The following is a 22,949-nucleotide window of genomic DNA, read 5'->3' on the forward strand; positions in this document are numbered from 1 at the left end:
GTCAGCCGCCGCGCGTGCAGGTGCTGCAGGCCAGCGTTTCCGGGAAGATGGAAAGCCGCTCAAAGGGAATGGGCGCGCCGCAGCCGTTGCATGAGCCGTACGATCCCTCTTCCAGCCGGTGCAACGCGGCCACGATCTGCTCCAGCTGCGCCTGCTCGCGCGCTTCCAGCTTCTTGGTGAACCCGGCGTTCTGCAGCGCCTCGATGCGGCTCAGCCGGCCCACGGTGTCCTGCTCCAGATCGCGCGGGCGCGCGGCCTCGCCGCTGGCCTTGAGGCTGCGCTCCAGCTTGCACAGGCTGCGGAGCAGTTCGTCACGGATCATGTCGCGCTGCGCGGGGGCGAGCAGCTGCTCAACTACGGTCATGCGTCCTCGTGTGGTGCTGTGGTTCTGGCTCGCGAACGGCTCCGGCGGGCCGCCGCGCCCATCGCGGCGGTCCGGCTCCGTTCGTCGGATCGGGGGAATCAGTTTCCGGAAATCCGGGTCAGACGGGGGACACTTCCTCCCTGCGCTGTCACACGGCAAAGGACGGGGTCCACACAACGAAACGTGCTCCGCCACCGCATCGGCTGCATGGCGGGGGCGCGGTGAAAACAGGTGAATCTCAAGGGATTTGCCGGGCCGGACAGTGCAGTGCCGCCGCGCGGCGCCGGGGAGGGCGCGTGCGGCGGGAACCGGTCAGAACCACCGTTCAGGCGGCGCCGCCGAGGACGTTCCGGCGCCATGGGCAATTCTCCTGCATGCGGCGGGCCGCCAGATGTTCCGCCCGGAGCGCGCGCCGTTCTCTGCTCCTGCGCGGGCGCTTCGCGTATCAGATGATGAAAAACAACGCGCAACTGCCCGGCCCGTGACCGGAGGAACACGGGCTCAGACGCGTTCCAGAAAGACGTCGAACACCCCGCCGCACACGGCCGGGCTCCACGAAAACAGGTCTTCGGTCAGGTTGATGCGCAGCAGCCGGGGCTCGCCGGTGCGGATGACCTCGGCGGCGGCTTCAATGACCTCCGCCTCTCCGCATCCGCCACCCACGGTGCCGGTAAGCCCGCGCTCCGGATCCACCAGCATCTTGCTCCCCATTCCGCGCGGCGTGCTTCCCTTGCAGCGTACGATGGTGGCCAGCACGGTCTGCCGCCCTTCGCGCGCGGCCTGCTCGGCGGCGGTGAATACGGCCAGGTCCTCGTTCATCTACGTCCGTTCGTTCAGGGCGTCGGGCAGGCGGTCGGCGATGTCGGCGATCTGCTCGGCCTCGCGCCACATGGCCTCCAGCGCAGCGAGTTCTCCATCCATCGCGCGGCGTTCGGATTCCTCGTTCAGCGCCATTTCGAACGCCAGCCGCTCTGGCGGCTGCTCGTACGCCAGCGAAAATCCCTCCTCCGCCGCGTTGCTGACGTACTCGCGCGGCGGGGTGTCCGCCAGCAGTTCCAGGGCGTCGTCCAGGGTGGACCGGCGGGCGCCGGACGCGTTGGCCATGGGCATCGCGCGGGTAATCATCCGCAGGGCCGCATCACCCTTCACCACCACTTCGGGAAGGCGCGGCGGGGCGGCGGTGGCGCCCAGAAAGTGCGGCCGGGGGGTGCGCGGAATGCGCAGCACCAGTCCGTCGCCGCGGACGGTGGGCTCCACCATCCCCGTACGTACCCGCTTCCAGCGCAGCACCTCGCCCGCGGCTGGACCATCGTCCACCTGGCCCATGATCCGCCGCTCGGCCAGCCAGTGCTGAAGGGCCTGTCCGCTGCCGGTGAACGCGCCCAGCGCCCAGAAGTGGAAGCCGGTGACGGCCAGCAGGATACCGAAGGTGGCGCCCGTGACGGCGACGGAGCCCGCCGCGAGCGACAGGTGCTGGAGGCGGCGACGGGCCATGGCCTGGCCGTAGCGCCACGCGGCCACCTCGCCCTCCAGCGCCTCACCGACGCGGATGAGGCGGGTTCCGTCACCCAGCTTCGCGATGCCGATGTTCTCCGACTGCACGCGGAGCCGCGTGTCGCGAAAGAGGCGTTCCGCGTCCTCGATCGCCTCCCACCTCTCCTCCAGCGGCGCCAGGTTCCACCGCGCGCACCTGCGGCACACCGTCCACAGCCGGCCCTTTTCGCCGTCGAACGCCAGCGTGCGCCCGACGGGAAAGCGCTCCAGCGCGTCATTGAATCCCAGACGCGCCGAGCAGAAGATGCAGTTGCGGTACATGCCTTCAGCCGCGGTGGATCGGGATCGCGATGCTGTGGATCGTCATCGGGCGGATCGTCACGCGCCCAGCCGCGGCGGATCGGATGCCGGGATGTCCGGCAGGCGATCCGCGATGGCGGCGATCTGCTCGGCTTCGCGCCACATGGCCTCAAGCGCGGACAGTTCGCCTTCCATCGCGCGGCGCTCAGACTCCTCGTGCAGCGCCATTTCCAGCGCCAGCGAAATCACCGGATCGGGCCTGGCGTCCACGCCGCGAAGCACGCCCACGGGTGCGCTGAAGGCGGCGGACCGGGGATCACCGCCGTTCAGCAGCAGGCGCCGGTGCGCGGTGTGGTTCAGGTACTCCGCCGCGGAACCCGCCGCGTGGAGCGCCTCCGCCGCGTCGTGCACGCGATGGGCGGGTGCGCCGTCCACGTTCACGTGCACCAGCGCGCGGCTCATGAGCGACCGTGCCTCGTCTCCGCGCAGCACCAGGGGACGGCGGCGGATGCGGTTCTGCACCGGGCCGCGGGCGGACGGGTCCACCTCTTCCACCGAGAACGGCAGGTGAAGCGCGATCCCGAGCCCGTCATCGGGGAGGTTGAACCACGCATCCTTGAGGTGGCTGCGGCGCAGCCGTACGCGCGCCGGTTCCCCCGCGATCCGCGAATCCACGATCCCCACCGTACGCAGGCCGCGCGAGTAGCGCAGCACCGACTTGTAAAAGTGATAGGTCTGAAACGCGCCCACCACTCCGATCGGCGCGGCGATGAATCCGGCGACCGCCACGCCAAGCCCGATCACGGTTGCGGCGCCGCCGGCGACCATCGCGCGCTGATTGCGGCTGGCGATCTGGGAGCCGTAGCGCAACGCCGCCACCTCGCCCGCCAGCGCCTCGCCCACGCGGATGAGCCGCGTTCCGTCGCGCAGCTTCGCGACGCCGATGTTCTCGGACTGCACTCGCAGCCGCGTATCGCGAAACAGGCGCTCCGCGTCCTCGATTGCCTCCCAGCGCTCCTCCAGCGGGGCCAGGTTCCACCGCGCGCACCTGCGGCACACCGCCCACAACCGGCCCTTCTCCCCGTCGAATGCCAGCGTGCGGCCGACGGGGAAGCGTTCGACGGCATCGTTTGATCCCAGCGCGGCCGAGCAGAAGATGCAGTTGCGGTACATCAGCCGGGGAGGATGAGGCGCGGCGGATCGGACGGCGGCAGGTCCGGAAGCGCGTCGGCGATGCCGGCGATCTCCTCCGCCTGGCGCCACGCGGCCTCCAGCGCGCCCAGTTCGCCCTGCAGCGCGCGCCGCTCCTGCTCGTCGTGCAGCGCCATCTCCAGCGCCAGCGAGGCGATGGGCGTCAGCTGCCGGGCTTCCATCCCCTTGCGGCGCCCCAGCACGCTTTCCCGCCGCGCGGCGTCGCGCAGGTACGATTCGGCCCCGTCCGCGCGGCCCAGCAGTTCCACCGCGTCCGCCACCCGGTCGCGCGAGGCGCCCTTGCGGTTCACCTGCACCATGGCGCGCCCCAGCACCAGCCGCGCCTGCGCGTCGGGAAGCACCAGCACCTCCTCATCGGCAAAGCGCGGGCGTCCCCATCCGTCCGTCTTGCGGTCCTTGCGGCTCACGTCCGGCACGTGAAGCTCGATGCCGTCCGATCCCGGCGCGGCCAGCTGCGCGCCCAGCACGTGCCAGCGGCGGATGCTCACCTCGCGCCCGGTGGGCGATTCCGCCGCGCTCAGGCGGTGCACCACCCTGGTCGCCTGCTTTTCCTCGTACGCGTGCACGAAGACGCTCCACAGCCCCATCAGGCCGCCGCCCACGCCCACGGCCATCAGCCCGCTGACGGCGGCCAGCCCCAGCCCGCCGGCCGCGGCGCCGGCGATCAGGTAGCGGCGGCGGCGCGAGACGAGCTGGTCGCCGTAGCGCCACGCGGCCAGCTCGCCGGGAAGCGCCTCGCCCACGCGGATCAGCCGCGTGCCGTCGCGCAGCTTGGCCAGGCCCACGTTCTCCGACTGCACGCGGATGCGCGTGTCGCGAAAGGCCCGGTCCGCCTGTTCGATGGCTTCCCAGCGCTCTTCCATGGGCGCCAGGTTCCACCGCCCGCACCCGGTGCAGACGGCCCACAGCCGCCCCTTCCACCCGTCGAACGCCACGCGGCGCCCCACGGGAAAGGCTTCCAGCGCCTCGTTGGCGCCCAGGTCGGCCGAGCAGAAGATGCACGTGCGATACATGGCCGCCTCCCGCGCGGTCCGTCGTTCAGCCGCCCCGCGTCACTCGCCGGGCCGGATCCATCGTTCCGCCACCCGCTCGCGGTCGCGCAGCGGCTGGCCCGTCCCTCCCCGCCGCACCATCACGATTTCCGCCGCGATGGAAACGGCGATCTCGTCCGGCGTCTCGCCGCGCAGGTCCAGCCCGATGGGGGCGTGCACGGCGCGCAGCCGCTCGTCGTCGATCCCTTCGCGCACCAGCGACTCCAGCGCGGCGCGCGTACGCCGGCGGCTGCCGATCATCCCCACGTACGCGGGGCGCTCCGGCCGCCGCAGCACGTCGCGCAGCGCCTCGAAGTCGTACTTGTGGCCGCGCGTCACCAGCACCAGGTACGATCCGCCGCCGATCTTCAACCCGCGGAACGGGTCGGTGAAGTCCGGCACCCGCACCTCGTCCGCCTCCGGAAAGCGCTCGCGGGTGGCGAACTCCGGCCGGTCGTCCAGCACGATGACGCGAAACCCCAGCATCGCCCCCAGGCGGCACAGCGGCCGCGCCACGTGCCCGGCGCCCAGGATCACCAGCTCCGGCGGGGGCAGGTGCGGCTCCACGTAGACCGTGCAGCGGATGCCGTCCGCCTCGATGTCGTGCGGGGCGGGGCGCGTCCCCGGTGCGAGGGCGGCCCGTGCGATACGGATGGCGGCCGCGTCGAGATTCGCGTTCCCCAGCGTGCCCTCGTGCGCGCTCGCCCACACGCAAAGCCGCTCGCCCGGCGCGGGTGCGCCGGGCGAGCCTCCGTGCAGCACGGCCACGCTGGCCATGGCCTGGCCGCCGTCCAGCGCCGCGCGCGCGTGCTCCAGCGCGCGGGCCAGGGTCAGGCGCGCCGTCACGCGCGCTCCCGCCAGCGCCGCAGGTCGTCGGGCGTGTCCAGGTCGGGGGCGAGCGCATCCACCGGCACCTCGGCCAGTTCCGCCGCGTGGGCGTGAATCACGGTCCGCGCGCCGTCCGGCAGCCCCGGCGCGCACAGCTCCGCGAACATCCGCCGCGCGAACAGAACGGGGTGCCCGTGCTTTCCCTCGTGCAGCGGAAGGGCGATGGGCGCGCCCGTCCGCCGCGCCGCGCGCACCAGTTCGCGCAGCAGGGCGGGGGACAGGTCGGGGATGTCCACGGGGGATACCGCGGCCGCCTTGGCATCGTCCGGCAGGGCCATCAGCCCGGCGCGGAGCGAGTCAGCCTGCTGCGAGTTTGCGTGGGGATTGACGGCGACGGACGCGCCGAGCGCCCGGGCCTCGTCTTGGACGGCCCGTGCATGCGGATCGCTGTCCGGCCCCGTGACCACCACGACGTGGTCGCAGCCGCCTTCGCGCAGGGCGCGGACGGCGCGCGCCAGAAACGTTTCGCCGCCCGCTCGCAAAAGCGCCTTGGGCTCTCCCATCCGGCGTGAACGGCCGGCGGAGAGCACGATACCGCAGATCATGGTCAGGCGGATTACGGACGGGCGACGGGCGCGAAAAGAGGCGGGCGGGGGGCTCCGCGGGGACGAACGACCGGAGTATCGCACCCCCGCTTTCCGCCGTCAACCGTCTGCCAGCAATCGGCTTGCGCGGTTCCGGCCGGGTGCGGCCGGAACCGTCATCCGCTTGTCAGCACTGCGTTTCGCAGCTGTCGAACGCGCTGGGGCCGCACAGCGGACTGTTGCCCGCGAGCGTGGTGGACGGCGAAGCCGCCGGGTCGCCCGTCGCGAAGCTCTCCACGGCCAGGCTGTTCAGGTCAAGCGCACTGCGGTTCATGAGACGTTCTCCCTTGGAGGATGAGATGCCGCGCCCGGACCCGCGTCCGTTCACGGATGCGTCCGCCGCTCAGCAGGTGCAGGTCTCGATGGGAATGCAGGTGTTGGCCGGCGTGTTCTGCGGGGTGCCAATGGGCTCGGTGGGCACAGGAACCGGATCGAACGTTTCGACCTTGATGGATTCCGGACGCAGCGCGGAGAGGCTCATGGGATTGCTCCTGTCGGTGAGTGCGGTCCCACGATCGGGGCCGGGGTGTTCGTGCGGGATGATGGACTATAATAGATGACGGATAAAGATTGCAGTACCCGCCGCGAACGGCTCCAGAGCGAACGCGCCCCCGGCCGCACGGGCCGGGGGCGCAGAATCCGTCAGCCGGCGCGGATCAGCTGCCCTTGCCGGTTTCTTCGCGGAGTTCGTCGATCTTCTTGCTGGCCTCGGCCTTGGTCAGCTCGTCCTCCACCTCCACGTGGGCCTCTTCGGCCAGCGTGTGCAGGTAGGAACGCTGGGCGCCGGTCATCGGCTCGCCGCCCGTGACCCAGTTGTCCGGGTCCTTGATGGTGTTGCCCTGCTCGGCCTGATCGGCGGTGCGCTTGTCCGTCATCTTCCCTCACTCCTGCGGATGATCGATGGAAGTGTTTCGTCCCGAACCACTTGCACGGAGTGGATAGCAGGAAGTGTACCAAACAAACACCGAAGATGGCAGACTGCTTGCGTGTGCTTTTCGCGCCCGTCTTGAACGGCGGGCCGGGCGGTGCCACCTTGATCGCTCGCGCAGGGCCAGGCCCCAGACCGGAGTAGGCGCAGGTTGTCCATTCACGACACGCGGGAGACGCCCGCCATCCGCTGCCGCGGGCTTCGCAAGCAGTTTGGCGACACGGTGGCGGTCAACGGCATCGACCTGGAGGTGCGGCGGGGCGAGTGCTTCGGGCTGCTGGGCCCCAACGGCGCCGGCAAGACGACCACCATCGAAATCCTCGAGGGCCTGCAGCCCAAGGACGGCGGCGAGGTGCAGCTGCTGGGGATGACGTGGGAGCACGACGCGGAAGCCATCCGCCAGCGCCTGGGCGTGCAGCTGCAGGAAAGCGAGTTCAGCGACCGGCTCACGGTGGAGGAAATCGTGGCCATGTTCCGCTCGTTCTACCGGCAGGGCGCCACGGTGCGCGAACTGATCGACTTCGTGCAGCTGGGCGAAAAGCGCGGCACGCAGGTGCGGCACCTGTCGGGCGGGCAGCGGCAGCGGCTTTCGGTGGCCTGCGCGCTGGCGGGCGACCCCGACATCCTCTTTCTGGACGAGCCCACGACGGGGCTGGACCCGCAGAGCCGCCGCCAGCTGTGGGACGTCTGCGAGGCCTTTCGCGCGCGCGGCGGAACGATCCTGCTCACCACGCACTTCATGGACGAGGCGGAAAAGCTGTCGGACCGAATCGCCGTGCTGGACCGCGGGGTGATCATCGCGCTGGGCACGCCGGACGAGTTGATCGCCTCGCTGGGCGGGGCGCACGTCATTGAGTTTGCCGCCACGACGGTGCCGCCGGTGGCGCGGATGGAGGCGCTTCCCGGCGTGAGCCGCGTGCACGAGCGCGACGAGCGGTGGCAGCTTACGGTGGATGAACCGCACCGCAGCCTGCCCGCGCTGCTGGCGGAGCTGGAAAAGGCGGGCGGCACGCTGACCGCGCTCACCACGCACCGCGCCACGCTGGAAGACGTGTTCCTGTCGCTCACCGGCCGCGCCCTGCGCGAGCAGTAGACGACGACGGACGCAGGCGCCCGACGCCTGAGCGGGGTGGAGCGCGCTCGCTCAGGATGACGCCTCTGGTGTGTGGACCGCAAAGCGTGCGGCGCGGCTTCTGTCCTCTTGGGTGAGCGGCAATGCCGCACTTGAGTGCACGAGCGACGGCGGCCAAGTCGAAATCCCGCCACATCGCAGGCCAGCAGGGCCGCGTCGTGCTGCGCCCGCCGCCCGGGTGCAGTAAGATGTCGCCGCGCGTGACTGACACCGACACTGGACAATGCGGACGCAAGATGACGATTCGGCGGCCCCTGCGCGGGCACACCGGCCCATGACCGGCACCAGCGCACTGCGCGAACTTACGCTGGCACGCATCCGTGCGTTCATTCGCGAGCCGGAGGCGCTGTTCTGGACCTTCGGATTTCCCATCATCATGGCGCTGGGGCTTGGGATCGCGTTTCGCGAGGCGCCGCAGCAGCAGGCCGTCGTTGGCGTGGAGCGCGGCTCGGCGGCGGAGCGCTACCTGCCCGCCCTGCGTGCGGACAGCACCATCAACCTCACGATTCTGTCGGCGGACAGCGCGGAGCGGGCCATCCGCAAGGGCGACGTCGCCGTCGTGCTCGCCGGGCGCGAGACGCTGGTCTACCGCTACGATCCGGCGCGCGCGGAAAGCCAGAGCGCGCAGCTGATCGCGGACCGCGCCATCCAGCGCGCGGCGGGTGCGCGCCCCGCGGTGGCCGTGGAGGAGGACCGCACCCGGCGGCCGGGCGGGCGCTACATCGACTGGGTCATCCCCGGCCTCATCGGGATGAACCTGATGAGCACGGGGATGTGGGGGATGGGCTTCGGCCTCGTCCAGATGCGGCAGAAGAAGCAGCTGAAGCGCATGTCGGCCACGCCCATGCGCAAGCGCGACTTTCTGTTCGCGCAGATCCTGGCGCGGCTGGCCTTCATCGCGCTGGAGGTGCCGCCCATTCTGCTGTTCGCGTGGCTGGCGTTCGGCGTGAAGCTTCAGGGCTCGTTCCTGGCGCTGGCCGGAATCGTGATTCTGGGGGCGATGACGTTCGCGGGGATCGGGCTGCTGTCATCCAGCCGCGCGCGGACCATCGAGGGGGTGAGCGGCGTGCTGAACCTGGTGATGCTGCCCATGTTCGTGCTCAGCGGCGTATTCTTTCCCGCCAGCCGCTACCCGGATGTGGTGCAGCCGCTGATTCAGGCGCTGCCGCTGACGGCCATGAACAACGCCCTGCGCGCCGTCTACAACGACGGCCTGGGGTTCAGCGGCTACGCGGGCGACCTGGCGATCCTGGCCGCGTGGATGGTAGTGACCTTTCTGCTTTCCGTCCGCCTGTTCCGCTGGCAGTGACAGTGGCCGACGGATCCCATTCCGTCACCTCCGATCCCAAACGCGAGAGCGGCGCCGATGTCCCGGCGCCGCTCTCGCCGCGTTCACGGGCCTCTCCGCCGCTGATCAGGATGCCGATCGGCGCGGTGGAACTCATCGGTGTCCTTCCCGAATTGCCGTCTTCCATCAAAAGCGAAACGCGTGATCGGCAGCGGCGTGCGCCTGCGCCCCGGTTCTCCGGGCAGTGACCCTCGGCCCGGTCCAACGTCATCGAAGGTGGATGGCGGGCAGCGGGGACGGAAGGCGATCGGGGAAAGATGGACGGCGGCTGGTCATCGGCCGGTCCTCCCATCGTAAGCGCGGGCTGATGCCGCTCGCGACGAGCGGGGATGACGGTGCCGGGGGTTGCGCCCGCGCTGAGTGTTCCGCGTTTTCGGGGAGAGGCATCGATCGGTGCGCGGCGGAGCCGTACGCCGGAACACCCGCCGCGCGTCTGTTGACCGACCCCGGGGCGGGCGGGAACGCCGCGACACGTGCGGAATCCACCCGCCGCACGGATCGTCATCGACCGATTGACATAGGGGCAGGGGGTATGCAGATTCATCCGGCGGACGTTCATCAACAGCCGGAGACGTGAAGATGCAATCGCTCTCGATCGAGATTGAAGGAATGACCTGCGGCCACTGCGTGGCCGCCGTGCGTGGCGCGCTGGCGGGAATGCAGGGCGTGCGGGTGGAAGAGGTGAAGATTGGATCGGCGCGGGTGGAGTACGACCCCGCGGCCGTGCAGCCGGAGCAGATCGCGGAGGCCGTACGCGACGAAGGCTACGCCGCGCACCCCGCCGCGGCCTGAACGAAGACGTGCCCGGCCCGGCTTTCGCCGAACCGGGCACGCTCTTTCATCTTCCGCGCGCCGTCAGTACGCGAGCATCTCAAGGTAGACGGTGGACGGACCGCACTGTCCCTGGGTAACATTCACGTTGCTGGCGAACCACACCACCCCGTTGGAGGCCTGCACGCGCAGCGCGTATACGCCGGCCGGCCCGTAGGCGGCCAGGCGCTCCGCCGTTCCCGGCAGGTGGCGCAGCGAATCTGACATCGTGCCCGAAACCCAGGTGCCCGCGGCCGGAAGTGGCTGGCGCACCGCATCCACCACGTTGACCAGCACGGAGGGCACCATCGCCCCCTCGCACACCACCGTGGTGGAAACGTCGTCACACCCCGCCACCATCAGCAGGGCCATGCATGCCGCCACCAGGCGCGGCAGAAATCGAATCATCAGAACGGAATTCAGCGGGGCCCGGCCAGCCGCGCAACACCTCGCGCGGCGCTCGTGGACCGTACAACGCACTCCCCTTGCCACTCGTGACAAGATCCGCGCTTGCGGCGCGCGCGGCGGCGTGTCACAATCGCACCGCAAACGGCGTTCTACCCGCGTCGCCCGGATGGCGGGGCCGCCCGCTCCCCGTGCCCACCTCCGCCCCGCGCGCATGACGGCCCAGTGCTCCCAGGCAGCATCACTCCCGCCCGGAATGGCGCCGCACCGGCGCAGGCCCCGCCCATGACGGCGGCGCCCCACGCGGACGCGGACTACGACGCGCTCTTTCGCGACGTGTATCCGTCGCTCTTCCGCTACCTGCACCGGCTCACCGGCGACACGGACAGCGCCGAAGACATCGCGCAGGAATCGTTCGTGCGGCTGCTGGGCCGCTCGCTGCCGGCCGGCGAGGCGCGGCTGTGGCTGTTTACGGTGGCCACCAACCTGTTCCGCGACTCCGCCCGCACCCGCAAGCGCCGCGAACGGCTTCTGACGGCCACGCCGTGGAAGCCCGCCGCCCTCCCCGCGCCCAACGAGGCGGTGGAGCGCGAGCACACCGTGGCGCGCGTCCGCGAGGCGCTGGGCCGGATTCCGGAGCGCGACCGGCAGATGCTGCTGATGCGCGAAGAAGGCTTCAAGTACGATGAAATTTCCCGGGTGGTCGCCGTGGCCCCCGGATCGGTAGGCACACTGCTGGCGCGTGCAACACGCAGGTTTCTGGCGGTGTATGACGGTGAACCGGAGGAAGGATGACACACCTGGACGAGGGAACGCTGCAGGAGCTTCTGGACGGCGAAATGCCGGCCGGGCGCGGCGGCCCCGCCGAGGCGCACCTTGCGTCGTGCCCCGTGTGCGCGGCGCAGATGGCCGAGCTGCGCGCGGGGGGCGAACGGATGTCGGCGCTCCTGGGCGCGGGCGACGCACCCGCCCCCATGCTGCGGGCGCAGGCTGAATTTCACCGCCGCAGGCGGGCGGGGCGTCCCCTGGCGCGGGCCGGCCGGGGGCTTTCGCGCGCGGCGGCGGTGATGATCGCCATCGCCGGCGCGGCGGTGGCGGCGGCGGCCTTTCCCGGCTCGCCCGTGCGCGCCTGGGTGCAGGAGAATGTGCTGGCCGGCCCGCCCGCCCCCGCGGCCCCCGCCCCCGCGCCGGCGGTGGCCACGGTCCCCGCGCCGCGCGAGGTACCGGCGACGGGGGTTTCCATCCTTCCCGACGACGGCGGGGTGCGCGTGGTGGTGAGCGGCGCCGCGCCGGAGCTGCGCGTGAGCGCCCGGCTGAGCTCCGCGCCCCAGGCGCAGGTGCGCGCGACGGGCGCCGCCGCCGGCACGGCGCGCTTCCGCACCTCGCCGGGACGCATCGAGGTGCTGAACGCCGGCCCGGGCGAGGTGGCGGTGGAGCTGCCCGCCGGCGCCGAAAGCGCCTTTCTGGAAGTGAACGGACGCGTGTACGCCGCCAAGGACGGGGAGTCGCTTCGCGCGCTCGTCCCCGCCGAAAGCGGCTCCGCGGACCAGCCGGTCTTTCGCGCCGGGCCCTGACCGGGGCCCGGACGCCGTTTCTCTGCTTTCCGGCAGCCCCGGCACGCCATGTTTTCCGCGCTCGTTCTTGCCCTTCTCGCGACCGCCCCGGCCCAGGACACGGCCCGGGGCGTTATTCGCGGTACGGTACAGAGCGAGCCGTCCGGCCTTCCCATCCCGCTGGCCGTGGTGGAGGCGCAGGGCCGCCGCCGCACCATGGTGGGCATGACGGACAGCGCGGGCAACTACCTGCTGCGGGTGGAATCGGGCAACCAGGTGTTTCGCGTGCGGCACCTGGAGCACGCGCCCATCGAGATGCAGGTGCTGGTTCCCGCCGCGGGCGAGGTGGTGCTGGACGTGGCGCTGCAGCACCGCCCCATCACCCTGGCGCCGGTGCGGGTAGAGGAGCCGCGCCCCGACAGCGTGGCCGCCTCGGCGGTGGAGGTGGGGCTGGTGATCGGCCACCACACGCTGGACGAGGGGGGCACGGGGCTGGGCGGGCTGGGGGGAATGGAAAGCGAGTCCGGCGGCGAGGCGCTGTACGTGCGCGGATCCGCCAGCAACCTGCAGCTGGTGCTGCTGGACGGCGCCCCGGTGTACGCCCCCTTTCACATGGGAGGGCTGATTGAAAGCTTTGAACCTGGCGCGGTCGCCTCGGCGCGGCTGTTTCTGGGCGGCGCCCCCGCGCAGTACGACGGGGGCCTTTCGTACGTGATGGACCTTACCACCCGCGCCGGCAACCGCGAGCGGCACAGCATCAGCGGCGGCGCCGACATGCTCAGCGCCCGCGCGGTGGTGGACGGGCCGCTTCCCAGCGGCGCGCGCTACCTGGCGTACGCGCGCACCCTGCACGGCTACAGCCTGTCGCGGCTGGAGGGCCAGCCCTTTCCCTACCGCTTCGCGGACGGGATGGTGCGGCTGGACGCGCCGGTGGCGGGGGGCGCGCTGGCGTTTACCGCGTTCGGCAACCGCGAGGGCGTGCGGCTGGACACCATGCGCACGGACGACGACGCATTCGCCCGCTGGGCCAACCAGGCGGGCTCGCTGCGCTGGCGCGGGAGGATCGACGGCAGCGACGCGGAGTTCACCGTGGCGGGCGGACGGTTTCGCGGCACCGTGCCCCTGCGCGACACCACCAGCCGCGCGTTTCTGCTGAACACCGTGCAGAACCGGCTGCGGCTGGGGGCGGACTTCGGGCGGCGCGCCGGGCCCCTGCGGCTGCGCTACGGCGTGGGGCTGGACCGCACTTGGCTGCGCCACCACGCCTCGGAGCCGGCGGCGTTCCGCACGCTGGTCAAGGCGCGCAGCACGGGAACGGCCACCGGCGCCTATCTGGACGCCACCTGGCAGCCGTCGGCGCGCGTGGTGCTGCGCGGCGGGGTGCGGGGCGACGGCTACAGCCGCGGCGGACTGTTCACCCTGGCCCCGCGCGCCAGCGCCGCCTGGCTGGTGACGGACCGCGCCACGCTGACCGTGGCCGCCGGGCGTTATCACCAGTACGTCCTTACGCCGCGGCCGCTGGGGGCGGGGGTGGAGCCGCGCAACTACGCCGACTCGGCCCGCATTCCCGTGGCGCTGGCCGTGGCCGGGGGAAGCCACCTGGTGCTGGTGCTGGACCAGGAGCTTCTGGCCGGGGTGCGGCTGGGGCTGGAGGGCTTCTACAAGCACTTCAACGGCCTGCCGCTGCCGGGAACGCGCGGCGCCCACAACTCCGGCGTGGACGTGTGGGTGCGGCGCAGCGCGGGCGACGTCACCGGGTGGCTGGGCTACTCGCTGGGGTGGGCGTGGAACACGCTGGACAGCGCCAGCGCGCCCACGCCGTTCCACGGACGGCAGACGCTGAGCGCGGGCGTGACCGGATCGGTGCTGCGCCACACCCGCGTGGCGCTGCGCATGGCGTACGGCGAGGGGCTGGCGTACACCTCCGGCGGCCCCGGCGGCGCCGACGCCATCACCGGGGGAAGCTCGCTGGGGGGAACGCCGAGCGACCCGGTGAACCTGGATACCAACGCGCCGCTGGGCGGGCAGGGGGGCGGGCCCTTCGTGCGGCTGGACGCGGAGCTCAGCCGCACCTTCGCCCCGCGGGTGGCCGGGCGCATCGCCACGCTCACCCCGTACCTTCGCGTGATCAACGCGCTGGAAAGCCGCGACGCCCTCATCTACCGCTACTTCGGGCAGAACCAGGAGGCCGGGACGCTGCAGTCCGTGGCCACCCTCCCGCTCGTGCCGGTTCTGGGTGTAAACTTCCGCTTCTAGAAACCGGGCGCCTCCCCGGCGCCCGCTCCACCCCTCCGTCTTTTCTCCGCGTTCTCCGTGTCCATGACTCCTGCGTCCCCCGCGCTGCGCCCGCTGAGCGTGGGCGAAATCCTGGACCGCGCCTTTGCGCTGTACCGCGGCAACTTCGCGTCCATGCTGGCCACGGCGCTGGCCATCTACGCGCCCCTGGCCGCGCTGCAGTCCGCCGTGTGGAGCGCGGGGTGGGGGACCCTGTTCATGACCGCGCTCCCCTTTGCGTGGTGCGGGTGCACCGCGCTGCTGCTGGGCGCGCTGACCACGCAGGCGGGGCGCGCGTACATGGGAATGCCCAGCGGCACCGGCGACGCCGTGGGCTCCGCCCTGCGCCGCATCGTGTCGCTCGTGGTGGTGTTCGTGCTGACGCTGGTGGGAATGTTTCTGGGGCTGTTCGGGCTGATCATCGGTGCGGCGCTGGTGTGGGTGCTGCTCTTTGCCGCCATCCCCGCGGTCGCGCTGGAAGGGCTGGGCCCCTTTGCCGCGCTGCGCCGCTCCACCGAACTGGCGGAAGGGGACTGGATGAGAATCTTTCTGGTGCTGCTGGTGGCGTTCATCATCGCCGCGCTTCCCGGGCTGGCGCTGACGGCCATCGTCGGGCAGATCGGTGAGGGGATGAACCTCACGGCGCAGGCGGTTTCGCAGGCGCTTTCCACCCTGCTGTCGGCCATCACCTATCCGTATTCCGTGGCCGCCACCGTGGTGATGTACTACGACCGGCGCGTGCGGGCGGAAGGGCTGGACGTTCAGCTGCTGGAGGCGGCGATCGGCGCGTAGATTTCCGTTGATCGGCACGAGCGCACGGACGTTCCCGGATCGACGAACAAGTTGATCGACGGAGTTCCCGATGCGCGCGTTTCCTTTGATTGCAATCGGCAGAAATTCTCGGCCGATGAAGGTTCCTGGTCGACGGAGCTTTTTGATCAACGGAAGATCGCAATCGGCAGAGCTTCGTGGTCGACGGAGGTTCTCGATGACCGAGATTCTTGATCGGCGTGGCTTGCCGATCGACGGGCGATCGTGGTCGGCAGCGTTCTGATCGACCGGGATTCTCGATCGGCGGGAAGATCGTGATCGACGATGGTTCCCGCGCGGCGGAGGGTGATCACGGGACTCGCGGAGGAACGCGGGGGTGGCGGAGGGACGCGGGGGAAGGGATGGGGGTGGCGCGGCGGGCCGGGGCGGCTCGCCGCGCTTTTTGTTTTCAGCGAAGTTCGTCGGAGATTGGGTTTAGTCTGAAGATCGTCCGTTTTCGCCGCCACGGAGGCCGCCGTGACCCGGCGCGGAACGGCGCGTCCGGGTCGGGGGGCAATTGCGCGTTGCGCACTCTCCGGACTTTCGGTGCACGAGCGCCGGGGGATACATTGCCGCCCTTGCCCCGTCCCTTCCGGCGGCGGCGTTGACCCGATCCCGTTGCAACCGCTGCTGGAATGAGCAACCCGACTCCGACTCTTGCCCCCGTGGCCCCCGCGGTGACGGTGGACCAGCTCTGCGACCACCTGGCCGGCCTCACGCGCCCCGACGCCGAGCTGGTGTGCCGCTTTGCCCGCATCTTCTTCGCCAAGGTGCCGCGCCAGCTTCTGGAGGAGCGCACCCCGGAACAGCTGGCCGCCGTCACCCTGGGCGCGTGGGAGTTTCTGCGCGCCGCCCGCCCGGACCAGGTGAACGTGCAGGTCACCGAGCCCGAGGCCGAAGGGTGGGACGCCCCCGTCACCGTGATCCGCGCCGAGGTGGGCGACCGCCCCTTCATCGTCGACACGGTGCGCGAGTACCTGGGCGGCCAGGGGCTCACCATTCAGCACTACGTCTACCCCGTCATCCCCGTGCGCCGCGACGCGTCCGGGGAAATCGTCGCGCTCGAGGGGCCGGAGAAAGGCGGGGCGCTGGAGGCGCTTTCGCACTGCGAGGTGGGGCGCGTTCCCGACGCCGCCCGCCGCGACAACATCCGCGACGCCATCCGCGACCGCCTGGCCGACGTGGTGGAGGCCACCAGCGACTTTCCCCGCATGGTGGAAGCGCTGGAAGACACCGCCTCGCTGGTGGCCAGCTACGGCGCCGCCTTCCCCGCCCGCGCGGCGGAGTTCGCCGAGCAGGCCGAGTTCCTCCGCTGGCTGGGCGACGGCAACTTCGTCTTTCTGGGCTTTCGCGAGTACGTGATGTCGGGCGACGGCGACGGGGCCATGCTCAGCATTCGCCGCGACACCGGGCTGGGCATTCTGCGCAACCCGGAGCACAGCAGCTACGCCACCCCGGTCCCCGTGGGCCAGCTTCCGCCGGAACTGCGGGCGCGCGTCACGGGCGGGCCGGTGCTCATCGTCAGCAAGGCCAACGCGGAATCCACCGTGCACCGCCGCGCGCGGATGGACTACGTGGGCGTAAAGACGATGGACGGCGCGGGGCGCATTACCGGCGAGCGGCGCTTTCTGGGCCTCTTTACCTCGCAGGCGTACAGCGCCGCCACGGGCGAAATCCCGCTGCTGCGCGGCAAGCTGGACCGCGTGCTGCGCGAGTCCGGCTCCCTCCCGGGCGGGCACGACTACAAGGAGATCGTCAGCATCGTCAACACGATGCCCAAGGACGAGCTCTTCGAGGCGTCGGTGGAGCAGCTGCAGGCCGAGGTGCAGGCCGCGCTGGGCTCGCTCTTCACCGAAGAGGTGCGCGTGGTGGTGCGCGCCGAAGAGCTGCGCGACGAGGCGGCGGTGATGGTCATTCTTCCCCGCGGCAAGTTCAGCGCGGAGGTGCGCCAGTCCATCGGCGACCGCTTGGCCGAGCGGCTGGGCGGCACCGTGGTCAACTACTATCTGGCGATGGCGGCCGGCGACCAGGCCCGCCTGCACTTCTACATCGCCACCCCCGGCGGCCAGCCGCTGCCGGACGCACGCACGCTGGAGCGGGAGATCGGCGTTCTGCTGCGCTCCTGGGGCGACCGGCTGGAGGAGTCGCTGCGCGACGAGGTGGACGCGGGCGACGCGGCCCGGCTGGGGCGCGCCTACGCCGTGGCGTTCAGCGCGGAGTACCGCGCCGCCAACGCCCCCAGCGCCGCCATGCACGATGTGCTGCACGTGGAAGCCATGCGCACGCGGGGCGAAAAGGTGGCCCTGCACCTGCGCCAGCCGCTTCCGGGCGAGGCCGCGCCGCAGGGCAGCTCCGTCCTCAAGCTGTACCTGTCGGGCGAGCGGCTGGTGCTTTCCGACTTCATGCCGATCCTGGAAGACGCGCGCATCCGCGTCATCGAGGTGGACACCTTTGCCGTGCGCGGCGCCGAGGTGCCCGAAGTCATGATCTACTCCTTTGCCGTGCAGACCCGCGAAGGCACCCCCATCCCCGACGCGCTGGCGCCCCCGCTGGCGGAGGCGCTGCTGGCCGTGCGGGCGGGCGACGCGGTGGAAGACCCGTTCAACGGCCTGGTCCTGGCCGCCGGCCTGCGCTGGCGCGAGGCGGACCTGCTGCGCGCCTACGCCGAGTACGCCTTTCAGGTGGGCGCCATCCCCTCGCGCATCGCCGTTTCCCGCGCGCTGGCGGCCTACCCGGCGGTGGCCAACGGGCTGGTGGAGCTGTTCCGCGTGCGCTTCGGCGCGCCCGGCGGCGACGAGGGCGGCGTGCGCGCCCGGCTGGCCGCGGAGCTGGAAAAGGTGAGCTCGCTGGCGGACGACCGCGCGCTGCGCCGGCTGCTGGCGCTCATCAGCGGAACGGTGCGCACGAACTACTTCCGCCACGGCGGGGCGGACCCGGCGGCCCGCAGCGGCGGCGTGCCCTACATCTCGTTCAAGGTGCGCTCGGCGGACGTGGACGAACTGAAGCGCACGCGGCTGCTGTACGAGGTGTTCGTGCACAGCGCGCGCATGGAGGGCATTCACCTGCGCGGCGCCCCCGTGTCGCGCGGCGGTATCCGCTGGAGCGACCGGCCGGACGACTTCCGCAAGGAAATCCTGGGGCTGGTGACCACGCAGATGATCAAGAACGCGGTCATCGTCCCCAACGGCAGCAAGGGCGGCTTCATCACGCGCAAGACCTTCGCCGACCGCGAGGCGATGGCGGCGGAGGCGGCGGACCAATACCGCACCCTCATGCGCGGGCTGCTGGACATCACCGACAACCTGGTGGAGGGCAAGGTCGTCCCTCCCCAGGGCGTGGTCCGTCATGACGGGGACGATCCCTACCTCGTGGTCGCGGCGGACAAGGGGACGGCGCACCTGTCCGACGTGGCTAACGGGGTGTCGGCGGAGTACGGCTTCTGGCTGGGCGACGCGTTCGCTTCGGGCGGCAGCAACGGCTACGACCACAAGGTGGAGGGGATCACCGCCCGCGGCGGCTGGGAGTGCGTCAAGCGCCACTTCCGCGAAATGGGCAAGGACATCCAGAAGGAGCCGTTCACCGTCGCGGGCGTGGGCGACATGAGCGGCGACGTGTTCGGCAACGGGATGCTCCTTTCCGAGAAGATCCGGCTGATCGCCGCCTTTGACCACCGCCACATCTTCATCGACCCCGATCCGGACCCGGCGGCCAGCTTCGCCGAGCGCCGGCGGATGTTCGCCCTGCCGCGCAGCAGCTGGGAAGACTACGACCGCGCGCTGCTGAGCCCCGGCGCCATCCTGGTCCCCCGCGGCACCAAGGAGGTGCAGATCACCCCCGAGGCGCGCCGCGCGCTGGGGCTGGCCGACGACGTGGCCACGCTGGACGGCGAGTCGCTGATCCGCGCGGTGCTCACGGCGCCGGTGGAGCTGCTGTGGAACGGCGGCATCGGCACCTACGTGAAGGACACGGAGGAAACGCACGCCGACGTGGGCGACCCCACCAACGACCCGGTGCGGGTGAACGCCGACCAGCTGCGCTGCAAGGTGATGGGCGAGGGCGGCAACCTGGGGCTCACGCAGCGGGCGCGCGTGGCCTTTGACCGGCTGGGCGGGCGCATCAACACCGACGCGCTCGACAACTCGGCCGGCGTGGACATGTCGGACCACGAGGTGAACCTCAAGATCCTGCTGAACGCCGTGATGAACGACGGCGAGCTGGACGAGGCCGGGCGCAACGGGGTGCTGCGCGACATGACGGACGACGTCAACCAGCTGGTGCTGCACGACAACGTCAGCCAGTCGCTGGCCGTGTCGCTGGACGAGCGCCGCAGCCGCGAGGCGCTGGACGACCACGCCGCGCTCATCACCACGCTGGAGCGCGACCGCCTGCTGAACCGCGACGCCGAGGGGATTCCCACGGCGGAAACGCTGGCGGAGCGCCGCGCCGACGCGGCCGGGCTTTCGCGCCCCACGCTGGCCGTGCTGCTGGCGCACGCCAAGATGTTCGCCAAGGCGCAGCTGCTGGCCAGCACGGTGCCCGACGACCCCGCGATGGAGTCGTACCTGGTGAACTACTTTCCGCCGCGCGCGGTGGAGGTGGCGGGGCCGGACCGGCTGCGCGCGCACCGCCTGCGGCGGGAAATCATCACCACGCAGCTGGTGAACGACCTGGTGGACCTGATGGGGAGCGCCTTTCTGCACCGCGCCATGCGCGACACGGGGCACGGCGTTCCCGAGATCGTCCGCGCCTGGGTGGTGGCCAGCCGCATCAGCGGCACCCCGGAGATCCGCGCCGACCTGGCGCAGGTGGAAGGGGTGTATCCGTCGGAGACCATCTACCGCTGGCTGATGGGGCTGTCGCGGGTGCTGGAAAGCACCACGCTGTGGATTCTGGCCAACGTGGGCACCGGCGCGGCGACGGACGGGCTGATCGGCGACGCGCGCAGCGGGCTGGCGGTGGTGCGCGGCGGCTTTGCCCGCGTGGTGAGCGGCGAAGACCGCACCCTGTTCCTGAAGCGGCTGGGTGAGCTGCAGGACATGGGCGTGGAGCGCGGGCTGGCCGAACGCCTCATCACCCTGCGCTTTCTTCCCCAGTTGCTGGAGATCGTGGAGGTGTCGCGCCGCGCCTCGACGGACGAGCTGCGGGCGGCGTCGGCCTTCTACGCGGTCTCGGAGCGGTTCGCCACGGCGCGGCTGCGCGAGGCGGTGCGCGAGGCCGCCGGGCGCGACCCGTGGGAGCGCCGCTTTGCCCAGGCGCTGACGGACGACGTGCAGCGCGCCCAGCGCGACCTGGTGCAGGCGGTGCTGGCGCGCGCCGCGGACGGGCAGACCGCCCCGGCGCTGGCCGCGGTGGAGGGGGCGCACCCGCGCGCGGCCCGTGCGCTGCGGGAGCTGCTGGGCGAGGTGCGCGGCGGCGGCGTTCCGCTGGCGGCCTACGCGCTGGTGGTGCACCAGCTGCGGGAACTGGCCACCGCGGCGGCCCGCCCGGCCTCCTGACCCATCCGCGCCCCGGCGGCCGTTCGCGGCCGCCGGGGCGCACTCCATCCCCTCCCCCCGGGCCGTCCGGCCCCCCTTCATGCCCGACATCGCCGGTTACGTCATCGTCGGCAACCTTGCGCAGGCGGTGGGCGCGCTGGTGCTGGGGCTGCTTCTGCTGGGCTTTCACCGCCGCGACGAGCACGCGTGGACGCGCCACTGGGCGTGGTCGTGGCTGGCGCTGATGGTGTACCTGGCCGGCAGCGCCGCCGTCATCACCGCGCTGCGCCTTCCCGCCACGCACCCGCTGCGGCTGTCGCTCACCCTCGCCAGCCTGACCGGTGCGTACCTGCAGGTGGTGTGGCTGGTGGCGGGAAGCTGGGAAGTTCACACCGGGCGCACCCTTCCCGCGCGGCGCATGCGCGTCCTGGCGGGGGCGGCCGTGGCGGTGGCGCTGGCGTGCACGCTGGCGTACGTGGCGCCCAGGGAAGCCGCGGCGCAGCGGCACTTCATGCGCGTCGGCGTGCGGTCGCTGGTGCTGATGTGCGGGCTGCTGGCCTCGGCGCGGCTGGCGTGGCCCTCCGGCGGCGACGAGCGGCGGGCGGGGCGGCGGATGGCGGCTACCGGCTTCGTCCTGCTCGCGGCGCAGCAGGCTGTGTACGGCGGGCTGTCCATCGCCGGGCTGGGACGGAGCGAGCCGGCGTCGTGGACCGGGGTGCTGGGGACGGTGGACTTTCTGCTGCAGTGGATCATCGGCCTTGGGATGGTGATGATCCTGCTGGAGCAGCAGCGGGCGGGGGCGCTGCGCAGCGCGGCGGACGCGGAGCGCCTCGCCTTTCACGATCCGCTCACCGGGCTCCCCAACCGCCGCCTGCTGCGCCAGCGGCTGCGCGCTTCCCTGTCGGGGGACGGGGGCGTGGGCGTCGCCTTTCTGGATCTGGACCGCTTCAAGGTCATCAACGACTCGCTGGGCCACGCCGCGGGGGATGATCTGCTGCGGCAGGCTGGGTCGCGCCTTCGCCTGGCGGTGCCGGACGAGGCCACGGTGTCGCGGCTGGGCGGCGACGAGTTCGTCCTCGTCCTTCCCGGCGTGGCGGACGGGGCGGAGTGCGGCGCGGCGGTTCGGCGGGCGCTGGACACGCTGCGGGCGCCGTTTCTGATCGCCGGGCACGAGCTGTTCGTCACCGCCTCCGCGGGGATCAGCGTGGCGCCGGCGGACGGGGTGGACGCGGACGCGCTGGTGCGGCAGGCGGACTTGGCCATGTACCGCGCCAAGGCCGAGCGCATCGGGGGCGTCGCCTTTTTCACGCCCGAGATGCACCGGCAGGCGCGCGAACGGCTGGAAACGGAAACCGAACTGCGCCGCGCGCTGGCGGAGGACCAGCTGGTTCTGGTGTACCAGCCGGTGGTGGACGTGGGCTCGGGGCGGGTCTGGGGGGTAGAGGCGCTGCTGCGGTGGCGGCATCCCCGCCGCGGGCTGCTGGCGCCGTCCGAGTTTCTGGCCGTGGCCGAGGCGGCGGGGCTCATCGTCCCCATCGGCGCGTGGGCGCTGCGTACGGCGTGCGCGCGGGCGGCGGCGTGGCCGGCCACCTCCGGCGAGGGCGCGCCGCGGGTGATGGTGAACCTGAGCGCGCGGCAGTTTCTGGAGCCGGATCTGCCGTGCACCATCACCGGCGCGCTGGCGGACGCGGGGCTGGCGCCGGGGCGGCTGGAGCTTGAGATCACCGAAAGCATGGCGATGGAGGACGTCGCGGCGACCGAGGCCGTGCTGCGCGCGCTCAAGGACGCCGGCGTGCGCATTTCCATCGACGACTTCGGCACGGGATACTCGTCGTTCGAGTACCTGCGGCGCTTTCCCATCGACACGCTCAAGGTGGACCGCGGGTTCGTGGCGCAGGTGGAGGAGCGCGGCGGCGACGCGGAAATCGTGGCCGCGATCGTGGCGATGGCGCACCGGCTGGGGCTGGTGGTGATCGGCGAGGGCGTGGAGACCGCGGGACAGCTCGCCTTTCTGCGCGAGCAGGGGTGCGACGCGGTGCAGGGCTATCTGGTCGCGCGGCCCATGAGCGGCGAGGAGATGGATCTGTTTCTCGCCCGGCCGCTGGCGGGAATGGGCGGGGGATGAACGGAAACGGATCTCACGCGGAGGCCGCGGGGGTTCGCGGAGGTCGCGGGGAGATTCGGTGGATGGGCGGGCGCCTGCGGGTGCCCGCCTTTTTTTTCGGATGATGGGGATGATGGGACGATCGGGATGCCGGGATGAGTGGACGACGGAGGGGATCAACGGGATCGACGGATGACCGACGCATAGATGATCGACAATGGATGATCCGGCGATGGAT

General features: G+C 71.5%; 21 protein-coding genes. 10 read left to right on the plus strand and 11 right to left on the minus strand.

From position 1 onward, the window contains the following. Position 1 precedes the first annotated feature (1 nt). From HNQ61_RS13680 to HNQ61_RS13725, 10 genes are all read right to left on the minus strand, one after another. Entirely contained in the window at positions 2–364 is a 363-nt protein-coding gene (locus HNQ61_RS13680; RefSeq protein WP_170033841.1) for a TraR/DksA family transcriptional regulator, read from the minus strand. A 501-nt stretch (positions 365–865) separates the two neighbouring features. Continuing rightward, positions 866–1,183 carry an XdhC family protein gene (locus tag HNQ61_RS13685; protein WP_170033843.1) on the minus strand — a complete coding sequence of 106 codons (318 nt, stop codon included), beginning with the start codon at positions 1,181–1,183 and terminating at the stop codon, positions 866–868. Then, positions 1,184–2,179, minus strand: a complete 996-nt coding sequence (locus tag HNQ61_RS13690) for a hypothetical protein (protein WP_170033845.1) — start codon at positions 2,177–2,179, stop codon at positions 1,184–1,186. Between the two features lie 57 nt (positions 2,180–2,236). Beyond that, a complete protein-coding gene (locus tag HNQ61_RS13695; RefSeq protein WP_170033847.1) occupies positions 2,237–3,331 on the minus strand; it encodes a hypothetical protein in 1,095 nt (364 codons plus the stop codon). Continuing rightward, positions 3,331–4,383, minus strand: coding sequence for a hypothetical protein (locus tag HNQ61_RS13700; RefSeq protein ID WP_170033849.1), 1,053 nt, complete (start codon positions 4,381–4,383; stop codon positions 3,331–3,333). The genes HNQ61_RS13695 and HNQ61_RS13700 overlap by 1 nt, the downstream gene beginning before the upstream one ends. Positions 4,384–4,422: 39 nt before the next feature. Next, the gene (locus tag HNQ61_RS13705) at positions 4,423–5,247 is read right to left on the minus strand and encodes an XdhC family protein (protein ID WP_170033851.1); all 825 of its coding nucleotides are present in this window, start codon (positions 5,245–5,247) and stop codon (positions 4,423–4,425) included. Next, the gene (locus HNQ61_RS13710; protein WP_276510103.1) at positions 5,244–5,834 is read right to left on the minus strand and encodes a nucleotidyltransferase family protein; all 591 of its coding nucleotides are present in this window, start codon (positions 5,832–5,834) and stop codon (positions 5,244–5,246) included. The genes HNQ61_RS13705 and HNQ61_RS13710 overlap by 4 nt, the downstream gene beginning before the upstream one ends. A 166-nt stretch (positions 5,835–6,000) precedes the next feature. Further along, entirely contained in the window at positions 6,001–6,147 is a 147-nt protein-coding gene (locus HNQ61_RS13715; RefSeq protein WP_170033855.1) for a hypothetical protein, read from the minus strand. 69 nt (positions 6,148–6,216) lie between these two features. Then, positions 6,217–6,354, minus strand: a complete 138-nt coding sequence (locus HNQ61_RS13720) for a hypothetical protein (protein ID WP_170033857.1) — start codon at positions 6,352–6,354, stop codon at positions 6,217–6,219. Between the two features lie 175 nt (positions 6,355–6,529). Then, positions 6,530–6,748, minus strand: coding sequence for a DUF3072 domain-containing protein (locus HNQ61_RS13725; protein WP_170033859.1), 219 nt, complete (start codon positions 6,746–6,748; stop codon positions 6,530–6,532). A 204-nt stretch (positions 6,749–6,952) separates the two neighbouring features. Here HNQ61_RS13725 and HNQ61_RS13730 point away from each other — a divergent pair, with 204 nt between their 5' ends. From HNQ61_RS13730 to HNQ61_RS13745, 4 genes are all read left to right on the plus strand, one after another. Further along, the gene (locus HNQ61_RS13730; RefSeq protein WP_205761376.1) at positions 6,953–7,894 is read left to right on the plus strand and encodes an ABC transporter ATP-binding protein; all 942 of its coding nucleotides are present in this window, start codon (positions 6,953–6,955) and stop codon (positions 7,892–7,894) included. A gap of 313 nt (positions 7,895–8,207) precedes the next feature. After that, complete coding sequence (locus tag HNQ61_RS13735; RefSeq protein ID WP_170033861.1) at positions 8,208–9,242, plus strand: ABC transporter permease; 1,035 nt, start codon at positions 8,208–8,210, stop codon at positions 9,240–9,242. Between the two features lie 2 nt (positions 9,243–9,244). Next, entirely contained in the window at positions 9,245–9,469 is a 225-nt protein-coding gene (locus tag HNQ61_RS13740) for a hypothetical protein (RefSeq protein ID WP_184430739.1), read from the plus strand. Positions 9,470–9,860: 391 nt separating this feature from the next. Then, positions 9,861–10,073 carry a heavy-metal-associated domain-containing protein gene (locus HNQ61_RS13745; RefSeq protein ID WP_170033863.1) on the plus strand — a complete coding sequence of 71 codons (213 nt, stop codon included), beginning with the start codon at positions 9,861–9,863 and terminating at the stop codon, positions 10,071–10,073. 63 nt (positions 10,074–10,136) lie between these two features. Here HNQ61_RS13745 and HNQ61_RS13750 read toward each other — a convergent pair whose 3' ends face one another. Further along, positions 10,137–10,499: a hypothetical protein gene (locus tag HNQ61_RS13750; protein ID WP_170033865.1), complete on the minus strand. Its 363-nt coding sequence runs from the start codon at positions 10,497–10,499 to the stop codon at positions 10,137–10,139. Positions 10,500–10,781: 282 nt separating this feature from the next. Here HNQ61_RS13750 and HNQ61_RS13755 point away from each other — a divergent pair, with 282 nt between their 5' ends. From HNQ61_RS13755 to HNQ61_RS13780, 6 genes are all read left to right on the plus strand, one after another. After that, a complete protein-coding gene (locus HNQ61_RS13755) occupies positions 10,782–11,291 on the plus strand; it encodes a sigma-70 family RNA polymerase sigma factor (protein WP_170033867.1) in 510 nt (169 codons plus the stop codon). After that, positions 11,288–12,070, plus strand: coding sequence for an anti-sigma factor family protein (locus HNQ61_RS13760; protein WP_170033869.1), 783 nt, complete (start codon positions 11,288–11,290; stop codon positions 12,068–12,070). The genes HNQ61_RS13755 and HNQ61_RS13760 overlap by 4 nt, the downstream gene beginning before the upstream one ends. Positions 12,071–12,118: 48 nt before the next feature. Then, positions 12,119–14,305: a TonB-dependent receptor gene (locus tag HNQ61_RS13765; RefSeq protein ID WP_170033871.1), complete on the plus strand. Its 2,187-nt coding sequence runs from the start codon at positions 12,119–12,121 to the stop codon at positions 14,303–14,305. Between the two features lie 63 nt (positions 14,306–14,368). After that, positions 14,369–15,115 (plus strand): DUF7847 domain-containing protein, encoded by a 747-nt coding sequence (locus HNQ61_RS13770; protein ID WP_170033874.1) that lies wholly within the window; start codon positions 14,369–14,371, stop codon positions 15,113–15,115. A 653-nt stretch (positions 15,116–15,768) separates the two neighbouring features. Continuing rightward, on the plus strand, positions 15,769–20,628 hold the full coding sequence (locus HNQ61_RS13775; RefSeq protein ID WP_170033876.1) for an NAD-glutamate dehydrogenase: 4,860 nt from the start codon (positions 15,769–15,771) through the stop codon (positions 20,626–20,628). Between the two features lie 79 nt (positions 20,629–20,707). Continuing rightward, complete coding sequence (locus tag HNQ61_RS13780) at positions 20,708–22,732, plus strand: putative bifunctional diguanylate cyclase/phosphodiesterase (protein WP_170033878.1); 2,025 nt, start codon at positions 20,708–20,710, stop codon at positions 22,730–22,732. Positions 22,733–22,949: the final 217 nt, after the last annotated feature.

It is taken from the genome of Longimicrobium terrae (assembly GCF_014202995.1).
Lineage (GTDB): Bacteria > Gemmatimonadota > Gemmatimonadetes > Longimicrobiales > Longimicrobiaceae > Longimicrobium > Longimicrobium terrae.

Bases quoted from the DNA above. Each gene is read 5' to 3' on its own strand.
- HNQ61_RS13680 (WP_170033841.1), bottom strand. From the start codon at position 364: ATGACCGTAGTTGAGCAGCTGCTCGCCCCCGCGCAGCGCGACATGATC.
- HNQ61_RS13685 (WP_170033843.1), bottom strand. From the start codon at position 1,183: ATGAACGAGGACCTGGCCGTATTCACCGCCGCCGAGCAGGCCGCGCGC.
- HNQ61_RS13690 (WP_170033845.1), bottom strand. From the start codon at position 2,179: ATGTACCGCAACTGCATCTTCTGCTCGGCGCGTCTGGGATTCAATGAC.
- HNQ61_RS13695 (WP_170033847.1), bottom strand. From the start codon at position 3,331: ATGTACCGCAACTGCATCTTCTGCTCGGCCGCGCTGGGATCAAACGAT.
- HNQ61_RS13700 (WP_170033849.1), bottom strand. From the start codon at position 4,383: ATGTATCGCACGTGCATCTTCTGCTCGGCCGACCTGGGCGCCAACGAG.
- HNQ61_RS13710 (WP_276510103.1), bottom strand. From the start codon at position 5,834: ATGATCTGCGGTATCGTGCTCTCCGCCGGCCGTTCACGCCGGATGGGA.
- HNQ61_RS13715 (WP_170033855.1), bottom strand. From the start codon at position 6,147: ATGAACCGCAGTGCGCTTGACCTGAACAGCCTGGCCGTGGAGAGCTTC.
- HNQ61_RS13720 (WP_170033857.1), bottom strand. From the start codon at position 6,354: ATGAGCCTCTCCGCGCTGCGTCCGGAATCCATCAAGGTCGAAACGTTC.
- HNQ61_RS13725 (WP_170033859.1), bottom strand. From the start codon at position 6,748: ATGACGGACAAGCGCACCGCCGATCAGGCCGAGCAGGGCAACACCATC.
- HNQ61_RS13735 (WP_170033861.1), top strand. From the start codon at position 8,208: ATGACCGGCACCAGCGCACTGCGCGAACTTACGCTGGCACGCATCCGT.
- HNQ61_RS13745 (WP_170033863.1), top strand. From the start codon at position 9,861: ATGCAATCGCTCTCGATCGAGATTGAAGGAATGACCTGCGGCCACTGC.
- HNQ61_RS13750 (WP_170033865.1), bottom strand. From the start codon at position 10,499: ATGATTCGATTTCTGCCGCGCCTGGTGGCGGCATGCATGGCCCTGCTG.
- HNQ61_RS13755 (WP_170033867.1), top strand. From the start codon at position 10,782: ATGACGGCGGCGCCCCACGCGGACGCGGACTACGACGCGCTCTTTCGC.
- HNQ61_RS13760 (WP_170033869.1), top strand. From the start codon at position 11,288: ATGACACACCTGGACGAGGGAACGCTGCAGGAGCTTCTGGACGGCGAA.
- HNQ61_RS13765 (WP_170033871.1), top strand. From the start codon at position 12,119: ATGTTTTCCGCGCTCGTTCTTGCCCTTCTCGCGACCGCCCCGGCCCAG.
- HNQ61_RS13770 (WP_170033874.1), top strand. From the start codon at position 14,369: ATGACTCCTGCGTCCCCCGCGCTGCGCCCGCTGAGCGTGGGCGAAATC.
- HNQ61_RS13775 (WP_170033876.1), top strand. From the start codon at position 15,769: ATGAGCAACCCGACTCCGACTCTTGCCCCCGTGGCCCCCGCGGTGACG.
- HNQ61_RS13780 (WP_170033878.1), top strand. From the start codon at position 20,708: ATGCCCGACATCGCCGGTTACGTCATCGTCGGCAACCTTGCGCAGGCG.